The sequence below is a fragment of the Nocardia wallacei genome (assembly GCF_029868745.1).
GTDB lineage: Bacteria > Actinomycetota > Actinomycetes > Mycobacteriales > Mycobacteriaceae > Nocardia > Nocardia wallacei_B.
This window is the reverse complement of the sequence record NZ_JARWOP010000055.1, coordinates 1-10,996: the sequence shown is the minus strand read 5'-3', so window position 1 is coordinate 10,996 and position 10,996 is coordinate 1. Positions and strand designations below refer to the sequence as shown.

Sequence of the window (10,996 nt, the reverse complement as noted above, 5' to 3'; positions counted from 1 at the left end):
CGCCTACTTATCAAACTCCCCCCCCCCCGGGCCACGCTGGCAGTCGGGGGCGCGACGCCGCGGGGGGGGGCGCCCCGGCCGCCGACCCTGCCGATCCGGCAGGCGCAGTGCGCACCGACGATGTCCCGCCCGGGCAGGCCCCGGCCGGGCTTTCCCCCACACCCCCATTTTTATTTTTTTCTTTGGTGGCGGGGGCCTCCCCCCCCGGCCCCCCCCCCCCGCGACTCGAACTCGGCGGGATCGGGCGGTTCCTCTCCGGCCGGATTCATCCGATACGTGTATCCCCACGCTTCGGCGATATCGTTCCATGGAGCAACCTGGTTCAGTACCCGGTCGAATACTCGGAGCGCGGTCAGCTCGGCAACCGGCTGTGAATAATCTACGCCGGTACGTTCGAATCCGAATATTCTGTCCGTTTCCCTCCGGGTGGTACCGTTCGCGCGCTCGAAGGCCCACATGTACTCGCGCAGCGAACGGGTGCCTCGAATTTCCGGAAAGACGAAGGACGTGCGTGGCGCACTCTTCCTCTCTCGGATCGAACTCGACTCGATATCAGGGAAAGACTCGACGACCTCGTCCACGCTCACCTCGCCGTCGCTGTACTCGTCCAGATAGAACCGGACCATCTCCGGCGACGGCGTCACATTTCCCAGTTCACGATTTCGCACCATGACGTTTGTCATGCCGGTCCCGGCCGCAGCTTGCGACAAAGTGGCACCGGCCGCTTCTCGCAGCATTCTGAGATAGCTGCCGGTGTAGAAGTGCCCCTCGGGGTAGCGCGGAATACTCGGGACCAAAGCAAGCAGGTAGGCCTCCACCGTGCCGTTCGACAGTTCGGACTCCGAGTTCTCGATCGTTGCTATCGCCGCCCGCGACGTGCTCATTTTCCGAGCGATCTGTTCTTGCGTCAGACCGGCATCCGACCGGAACGCGGCGAGGCACGCACCGATGGACGCGTCCGCCCCCGGGGCGGGGGAAGTACCGACGGCCAGTGCTCGCAGATGCGCCTCCCAGGCCCGCCGCACAGGTGGCAGGTGAACACTCGCCTCGCGGGCGCTGACCGTCGCCGGCTGCACACCGGCCACCGCTGCGAACCGCTCGATGGTCGTCCCGGCCCGAATCCGCCGCAGGCTCAGGCCGACCGCATGGGGAGCAATCTCGAGGTCGGGAAAATAGCGCCGGGCGACGGCGGAGTACATGCGCCGTGCCGCACCGACACCCCGCAGCACCGCGCGCATCTGGTCGAGGGTCAGGTCCGGGACACCCGGGTAATCCCCTGCGGCGACGCCGTTTCGGAGCCGGGCGCCCCACGGGGCGCCGAGAATGTCATCGATCCGATCGGGCTCCAGCGACAGCGCATGACACAGTGCGCCGACCCATTCGACTGCCCGCTCGTAGTTGTCCGGATGCGGAAGGGGATGGGTCACGCCCTCGGACGTCTCCTCGCTCTCCTCAGGCGGCCGGGTACCGATCGGACGGTCCGGCCCGCTGTCCGGGACCGCCTCCGCCGACCGAACGGAGATCTCGGCCGCCACCGATCCCAACAGCACGTCGAGCCGGGTATCCGTCGCCCCCTGTTGCGCCGGGGGCTGCGCCGCCCGCGCGTCCGCGAGCGCGTCGAGCGCACGGCATCGGTCGGCCAATTCGCGCAGCCGCGCGGCCGTCTCGTCGTGGGCCGTCATCACGGCGGCCAGTTCCTGAAGGTTCCGCCGTCGATCCTCCGTGGCACCGGGCAGGGCGGCACGCACGCGCGCCGTCGCATCGGGTCCGGGCCGGAGCGCCGCCTCATCTTGCGGATACCGGTCGAGGTGTGCTCGGCGCAGACCCTCGACCTGTGCCTCGGCGATGGCCTCACGCCAGCGGAGGTCGGTCAGGGCGTTGTCCACCGCATCGATCGCGCGAGCCCAGGCGTCATACCGATGGAATCGGCGCACGTTGGTAAGCAGCAACTCGAATGTCTGGAGGGCGACTATGTCATCGGCCTCGGCGAGGGGTCCCGGCGCGGCCGCTTCTCTCCGCGCCGCTTCCTCGCCTGTCACCGAGGCCGGTTCGATATCCCACAGGTCGGCGAGTTTGTTGCGTAGCCGGTCGATTTCCGCGAGTAGCCGGGCTTCGCCGGGCGAGCCGGGGCGGGCCTGCCAGACCGAATCTACGCCGTAGAGCGGCCCGATGAGCCCGATTCTCTTGGTCGTACTCGCACACGAGTCGACGGCCATGAATCGGAGGCCGGCCAGGTTGCGGCCCAGCAGCGCAATTCTTTCCTCGTCCCGTGTGCCCGGGTAACCACTCCAATCTTGCGCGCCGTCGAAACTGGACCGGGCGATCACGGGCTCTCGGACGGCATCCCTCAGAAGGCTGTCCATTTCGGCCTCGAGTTCCCGTTCCCGGTCGGCCAGTTCCGCGTACTCGGACAGTTGGCGGAGTTCCGCGAATTCGCGCGTCGGCGCGGCCATCACGTCGGATATCTCGGGCTCCGCGGGCACCCACACCCGGCCTTCCGCGCGGGGTCCTTCGACGGCACGCCGCATCAGCTGTTCGCGTTCTTCGGCGGGAAGGTCCGTCCAGTCGGTCACGCCGAGCAGCCCATTCCGGGCGCGCCTCATCGCATTCCGCAGCCGCTCCCGCTCCGCCGGGTCCGAACGGAGCCGCCATAGTAGATAACCATGCTTCTTCGCCAGCGAATAGGCGTCCGGCAGCGCGATTGTCGCCTCGATGAACTGCCGAGCGGATGTGTCGAGCCGCTGTGCCAGATCGGCCAGCCGGTGATACACGCGATCGAGAGCGGCGATCGAATCTCCGGTCGGCGGGGCTCGCTCCCGCCAGGCGGCGAGATCACGAAATGCCGCATCCAACGCGTCGATGCGGCGGGCCCGATCGTCCAATCGGTGAATCTCGTGCACGAGACCCATCACCTCGGCCATGCGGCGAAGCTCCGGAAAAAGCGTCTGCACCGCCTCGGGCATCCCTGTCCGCGCGAATCGCTTCGCCAGGTCTTCCAAAGTCATCTCCAGCCTGTCGAACGGCGCCAAGCGCTCGGCCGGAATGTCGAGAAGCCGCCCGAGTTCACTGCGGTACTCGGCGAATTCGGCGTTCCACCGGCGCCAGACCGGAGACCCCTGTTGTAGCAACTGTTTTACTTCGTCGCCCGCCCCACCCAACGCAGCGAACAGGTCGCTGCCCAGGTGTCGAGACCACTCGTCCGCGCTCTTACGGAGTTCGATGAGGCTTTCGCTGCGCAGTGCGGTATCGAAGTCGAACCACCGCATCATTCCACTCAGCATGCTGTCCAACTGCCCTTCGAGGGCCTGTGACTCCTCCCCTGCCCTCGATCCGTTCACCTCCCGGGCAGCGCGCTCGATGCTCCGGGCGTGCTCGGTCAACTCCGCGAGACGTCTTGCGTGGTAGCCGAACTCGTGGGCAGCCCGGACAACGTCATCGAGGCGCCACAGTCGCCGGGCGGCATCGGTGAGCGCCGCGCTGTGCAGCGTGGTCGGGAATCTCAGATCCTCGGCCCGTTCGATCCGCCCCTCCTGTGCCAGCAGCTCCTCGAGCGCGGTCCGGGCGGTGTCACGCAGGTGGACGACCCGTCGAAGTGCCTCCGAGTCGAGTGGCACGGCGGCGTCATCGAGGTCCGGACACCGGTCGACGGCCTCGGTGAGCATCGCGGCCGATCGCCGCTGCTCGACTCGCGCGGCGTGGAGACCGGCCAGGAACCTGTCGATGCGATCGATGCGATCGAGCAGACGGCTCCGGATGGCGGCTTCGTCCTCGGCGTCCGAACCACTCCCCGCGGAGGCGTTGTTGCCGGAGCGACGTTCGAGGTCCACCACCGCCCTGCCCCGCACCTGAGCGAGGTGCTCGCTCGATTCGTCGGCAGCCCGGTGCGACCGATCGCGATCGGAGTCGGGTTCTTCCGGCGGCCGACTCCCGATAGGCCTATCGGGCGCCTCGTTGTCGTTCGACTCCGACCGGTGATCTCGCCCGTCGCCCGCGATCACAGCTGCCACGTATCCAGGGGGCGGAAGTTCCGTATCGACACCAGGACTCTCGTCTCCGTGGATGACCGCGGCGATCGAACCATGGTGGGGAAGTCCCGAGCCCTTTGCCTTTCCGGGGGCAGTGAACGTCACGACGACGCTGTGGTATTCACCCCGGACACCGTCGAGGTGGTCTATTCGGACGTGCGTGAATCCGCGGCGAGACGCCATGCGCCCGGTGAACGTACGGGCGGCGGCCTCCTCGGGCGACAGTTCCGGGTTCTGCCGGAGCAAGTCGTTGAACATGTCGATGTTGGTGGTCAGACCGTCGAACGCAGCTGTCCAGAAGTCCTGCGTGCCGTCGGGCGCGTCTTCCGGCGGTCTGGCACCGATCGGTCCCGAAGGGCCGTCGGTGGCGGGTTCCGCGCGGGTGCCGGAATGAAAAGTGTTGCGGCCGAGTCGATGTGCGCCGATGAGCCGCAGCGGGATGTCCCGGCCGGGTACTCCGCTCGGCCTCCGGTCCGGCGGTAGCGGGCGCTCGGGAGTTCCGTCGGAGTTCCACGCCAGTCCGTGGAACGTCGCCTCGGGTCCCGATATGTCGGTCAGATGGTCGGCCCAGGCATCCACCGCCTCGTCCCCGCGCACAGTGCGTACGTCGGTGGCGGGCACGCCACGTTTGCCGATGCGGATCACCTGCTCCTCGACGGTGACGACATCGCCATCCATCCGCACGGTGAAAGCGGACGCCGCATCGTCGAGATCGACAACGCCCACCACGGTGCCGCGGGAGCGGCGCACGTGCGCGATAATCTCCGCGGCGTCCGAATAACCACCACGATGCCAGTCGGCTCCGGCCCATCGGGCCGCGTCCGTGCCCGCGACTCCCCACTGCCCGACCTCGACGGCGCGATCCCGGGGAACGAGGATCGTGGGGCTTCCCGGGCCCCGCCCGGCGGAATCGAAAGCGGTCAGCAGACCTGTTTTCGGGAGTGCGTGAGTTCCGTTGTCGCCGACCCGCGGTGGTGTGCGAAGCAGAGTTTCGATCCGCTTGATCAGTCCGCGCGGTGTTTTCGCGCTCAGGTCCGCGAAGTGCACGGCCAGTATGTCGCTGATCGCGTTGCCGGTGCCTGTGGCCAAGTACCACATGCGATCACGGCGCTCGAGCACCACGCGAGCCGACATGACATCGAACGAGATGGAGTGCGCCTCGCGTTGCGCGGACGAGGACGGGTCCGTGCGCGGAGACAACTGCCCGGATCGGCGCTCGCCGAGCGGGAGGGGTGCCGCCCGGCGAGTTTTCAGCCGGTGCAGGACGTGGGCCGGATGCCGGCGGTCGAGGGTGGGATCGGCTCGCACCATTCGATGACCCACTTCGACGAGTTCGATCGGTGGGATGAGCGCGTGGGGCCCGCCGGTCAACTTCTTCGCCCCCGCCCTGCCGACATGCTTGCGGATGTCCGCGAGCCGCATCGGGTCGTTGAACGCGTCCTTACCGAGTTGGCGCGTCCACTCACCGAATCCGAGCGTGGTCACTCCCGCTTCCCGGAAAACCGAGTACTGATGGAGCAGATGAACATCCGCTTCTTGCCACCGACCGCGTGGGGCACCCACGGAACCCTCCTCGATCTCTTCGATCGCGATCCGCCCGTCGGGCTCCACAGCTACCTGCAGATAGTTGATCAGCAGACCCCAGTTGTATATGGCGTCCGCGAATTCGCGATGCTCCAGAGTCAGCGCTGTCAACGCCGCCGCGTGCCCACCGGGCGGCGCGACTACCACGAGAGCACCGCTACGCCCGGACATGTGCGGATGGAATACGATGCCGGGCCCGAGTTGCCTACTCCCAGAAAGCCCTTCGAGTTCCGCGGCGACGACAGGCGCCGTGATCGCGGCATCGCGGGCCGCCCTGGCGCGAGACGCCGCGGTTGCCAGCTGTTGTTGCCGAGCGAGAAGTGCTGCCAGCGTGTCGATGTCGGCCTCGCGCGCCTCGATCCGGGTGAGCCACGAGCGGTGCTCGACGTCGGACATCGAAACCGACGGCAACTCCAGTGGATCGACGCCGACGGCGGCGGCCAGCGCGGCACGGTCACGCAGCACCGCGCCGCGCAGCGCTGCTGTCACCGCCGGGCGAACGGCAGGATCGGCGGCTATATCCGACGCGTCCGGCAGAGTCACCCCCAGCCGACGCGCCAGCGCATCCCGCTCCTGCGCACAGTTGCGCAATTGTTCGACGGCGGCATCGGCTTGCCCGACAAGCTCACGATATTCACGCATCCGGTCCGGTGACAGCGTGACCTCCGACGGCCTCTGTCTTCGGCGTTCGATCTCCCAGACGGCGACCCGCACCATTGCCTCGGTGACGTCCCGCGCCGTATCGGATAGCGACCCGTTGATGCCGCTGAGGTTCAGTATTCCCTCGAGGGCCAGCCCGGATTCCACCGTCGACCGCCAGCGGTTCTTCTCAGCCGCGAGGCCGATGTCTACGGGGTAACCGTTGACCAAACCGTGCATCCGCCATATTCGGGACACTCCGCCGCTGGATTCGTCCACCGCGGGTTCCATAGCCGCCAGGGCCGCGGCACCGTCGTTCAGCACATGAGCGAGGCGGTCCAAGAGCCGATCCGGATCGGCGTCCGATCTCCCCTCGAACCATCGGTTCAGCACGTCGCCGGGGTGCCCGTCCCCGCGCGGCGGGGCCACCCGCCAGACTCCGTCGTCGTCGTACAACTCGACTTCCGCTGTCACGCCACCGATGTCGACGGTGCCGACCAAGGTGGCGATGCCGACGACGGGCCCGGCCCGCGGGCCGATCAGGTCCGGCAGTGCGAATTGTCGTGTGGCGACGCGGATCAGCACTCCCGTCGGGTGAGGCAGATCCTTGTCCACCGTCGGCTGCTCGCGCGCCGCCGCGACGGCGAAGGCCTGCACTGTGCCGTCGCGCGCGAGCCCACCTTTGTAGCAGCGGTCGCCGAGCTGGGCCAGCCAGTCGCCGAACCCGGTGTCCACCAGACCGAGTCGGCGATATCGCAGGTACTCGTCGAGCAGAATGCCTTCCGTCTCGGCAGGCGACGCGGCACGATGAGCGCCCTCCGCCGCGACGGCGGAGATCTCGGTCGCGACCGGGCCCGCGGTTCCGGGTTCCACCGCCAGATACCGGCAATCGTATTCCGGGCGCCAGTTCGCTCCCTCGAATTGCCTACTCGCAAGGGCCAATTCGACCATAGCGCGGCGGTGCCGACCCGGCGGCGCCGCAACGACCAGGAGACCACCACCGGCCGGGTCGGGAAGGAAGGCGACATGGTCGGTGGGCCGTTCGCCGGTGCGGCCGTCCACCCGCCATTCCTCGAGCAGGTTCGTGATCGCCTCGTGCGCGGCGGGCCAAGAGGCGTCGTCCTGGACGACGGGAGCGGGTTCCACCGACGCGATCGGCTCGATGTCCTCGTCTCCGGCCTGCGGGTCCGCGGCCGCCGCGGCGGGCGTCATCTCGTGGACGAATACCCGGCCGTGTTCGTCGACCACTACATGGCGCCCGCGAAGCTCGGCTCCGCGCCGGATCAGATCGTCGAACAGGTCGGAATCCACGCCCGCGAGCAACTGCTCCAACCGCGACACCGGCCCTGCCACGAGCAGCTGCGGTGGCGTGCCGGGCGCCTCGAGGACACCCACTCCCGGCGCCAACAGCCTGCCGCCCCTGTCGATGATGTCGCGCCGAAGCACCTCTGCCGCAAGGACTGTCGCGGACTCGATGCGCAGGCTCTGCTCCACGGTCCGGGCGAAGTCGTCCAACACCACCCGGGTCTCGAGGTCGCCCGCGCCGTTCTCGATGTCGAACGCGTCGGCCTGCGCTTGTGTCCGTTCGCGCGACGAGGGCGGCAGTTCGCGCAGTGCGGCGGCTCGCTTGTCGTAGCCTGTCGCGAGCAGGTCGACGGCCTCGGCCAATTCGCGGGGGCGCAGGGTTTCCGCATCGTCGATCCCGAGCCTGCGAGCGCGCTCCGCCGTGTCGGCGAGGAATCGACGACGGGTGTCCGCCGCCGCCGCGATGCGCCGACCCCAGTCGCGCGCTTGTGCCTCCGCCGACGGGGCCGGCGTCAACTCTCGTGGTTCCCCTGCCGATTCCCACTCCGGCACAGGTTGCCGAGAGTCCGTTGCCCACGCGACGGCGAGCTGGTTGCGGGACTGCCTGATCTGGCTCACTCGGTCGTCCACCTCCGAGACCAACCGCTCGTGCCGATCGGTGTAGTGGAGCAGGAAATGGAGCCGTCGCCAGCGGATGGAAGCCGCTCTCTCGGGAGCTGTCGCGTGCTGTAGGCGGTCGGTAAGCCGTGCGAATTCCGAACGCAGGTGCCCGATATCACGCGCACCGCCGACTCTTCGGTCACCCAGGTCGCTCAGCGGTACCCGGCACAACTCGGCCCACCGATCGCGCAGCTTCTCCACCCGCGCCAACTCGTCGAGCAGACGCCGTGCCGCCTCCGCATCGTCAGGCTGATCCGCGGCGGGCTTTTCCGTTTCCGTGTCGATTTCCGCGATGCGACTCGACTCCAGATAGGAGAGCACCGCGGTCACGAGTTGTTCGAGTGCGGACCCGGTCGCCGCCATCTCCCCGAGCAACCGCCATTCGGCGAGCGCGTCGCCGTCTCTTGTCGACACCACCGCCGCATCGCCCGCCATGGTTGCGGGCATGCTCATCAAATCAGCGGCCTGTGCGGCGGGAGTGATATCGAGTTGCTCGCCGATATGTGGCAGATCCGGGCGCGTGGGTTCGCGCAGCAGGATTCCGCGCAGGATCCAGGAGCCGAGCCACGGAAGCTCGGTGCCTTGCATCCGCTGCCAACCGTCGCGGTCCAGCGACCGCAATCGGTCCAGGAGCGGTTGCAGTACTCGTTCCACGCGCCGGTGGCCGTCCGGCTCTTGCCCGTTCCAGCGGACGAGTTCGGCCTCGAGTTCGTCGCGTTCGCGTTCCCACTCGTCGGAATAGCCCGGATCGGAGACCGATTTCGCCGTGTCCTGGCGGACCGCGTGAGCCAGCAATCGACTCATGTTCCGCACCGAATCATCTCGGCGCCGTTGCCATTTCATCGACAGTGCGGAGCCGCTGTCGGACCCGTCATCGCCGTGCAGGAAGGAAAGGTGACGTAGCTCCTTGTCCAGCCGGGTGAGCGGCGGCGGGCTGTCATCGGGTGGGCGGTGGCCGGCGCGGGCAAACCGGTCCAGTTGCTGCGGTGGCGGCGATTCCCGTTGCCGCCGCTGGGAAATGGGGACAACGTTGTCGTGCGGCAGGGCTTTGCCTTGGTCATCGAATTCGATGGTCCAGACCCGACTGTCCTTCTTGCTGAGTCCTTCGATCTGCCCTTGCTTCTCCTTCCACTCGCGAAACGCGACGGCTCTTTTCAGCAGCGCATTCGGGCCCGCCAGGTCCTCCGGCGTGATCGCCGTGCGCGTGGTGCCGGAATTGATGTCCAGGACAACGACTTCCGGTGTGCCGGAGGCGCCGATTCTGCTGTGCATCAACACCAGATGCGTCCGGACTTTTCCGGCGTATCTCTCGTCGGCCGACTCGTTTCGCAGCTTGGGCAGGCCCGACAGCGCCTGCCGCAGGTCGGCATGCTGGGCGGCGGCCCGTACCCGCGCGATGCGCCGGTTGTAGTCGGCGAGATCGAGCAGGCCCTCGGCGAGGTGGCGGGCCAGCCGTTCGGCCGCGTCCTTGCGGTCCCCGTCGACGACGCGGGTGTCGAGCCAGTTGTAGACAACCCAGCTGGCGGCTCCGGGCCGCCGCGCCAGTGACGCGGCTACCGCGTCCAGGTCACCGGAGGAACGGAAAGTGCCTCCGCCGGAGGCCCGTACGACATCCGCGTCGCCGTGGCCTGCCAGCGGGGAGTAGTTCGGCATTTCGTACGGACTTTCCTGGTGCTCGTACCCGTACAGCACCTCCATCATCGTCACGGCATTGTTGAGGCAGCCGTTCGGGTTCCGCCGGTGAACGCTGACGACGAGGTCGAGCAAGGCGGTGAGGGCGAGGTATGTCGACGCCGCCGCGACCACGGGCCCGGCGGGCTCGGCCTCGTCGGAGGAGCCCACGAGCCGCGCCGCCGCGTCGGCCACCACCGCGCGGGCGATGGCGGCATCGGCCTCGGCGAGCGGCCCAACCGTCGGCGGCAAGGCGTCGGTGAGTTCCTTGCGCGCCTCGTCCACCTTCTCGCCGACCCGGCGTATCCCCTCAGCGCCGAGAACCTGATCGTGCGCCAGTCCCAACTCGTCCGCCAGGCGATCGCGCCGCGATTCGAGCCGTTCCAGCGCTTGCGCGTCGGAGAGCATCGGGTCCAGGACGATCGCTGCGGGCGCCGCGTCGTCGAGATGCTGGTTCAACGCCTCCACGACGGCGGCCGGGAGGCCCGCTTGCATCCGGTTCAGTGCCTGTACGGCGGCCGAGGTGTCCGCTCGCCGCGGCGAATCATCGTCCTCGTCGTCTCCGGCCGCCATGATGGCCGGGACCGTCGCGGGGATCCCCAGCCACCCCGCGAGCCGTGCGTAGCGATCTTCCGGACGTTCCGGTCGGACAGTGTCTACGCCGTCGCGGGCTCCGGGCGCGAGCACGGCCGAGTGGGCCGCTTCGGAGGTGGGAAGGTCGGCCGCGGCCTGCGGAGGCAGGTTGGCGTGTTGTGCGCGACCGGACGCCATCAGGTGTTGTTCGACCGCGCGCATCTGCGTCGGCGCCGCGTCTTCCCGCAGGACGCGTTCGGCCTGTTCGACAGCGCGGTCCGCCCGGTCCAATTCGGCGCGGCTGGCGGGGGTGTGCTCCGCCGCGTGCGCGGCGGGCGCCCCCCCCCCCGCCCCCCCGCCGGCGGGGGACAAGTAGACCGGGTGGGGGGGGCCCAGGATGTCGACGCCGAAGGGCAGGCTCGCCACCCAGCGCGTCTCGTCGGCCTTGGCCGCCGGCGCCTTACCCGCCCATTCGACCTCGACGTGCACGAGCGCCTCGACCGGCACGGCGCCCAGATCGGCCCGGTAGTCGGCGGGCA

At 68.5% G+C, this 10,996-nt stretch carries 1 protein-coding gene; it reads right to left on the bottom strand.

Features of this window, described 5'->3' with window-relative positions; genetic code table 11:
* Positions 1-170: 170 nt before the first annotated feature.
* Positions 171-10,964: a helix-turn-helix domain-containing protein gene (locus QH470_RS03270; RefSeq protein ID WP_280270746.1), complete on the bottom strand. Its 10,794-nt coding sequence runs from the start codon at positions 10,962-10,964 to the stop codon at positions 171-173.
* Positions 10,965-10,996: the final 32 nt, after the last annotated feature.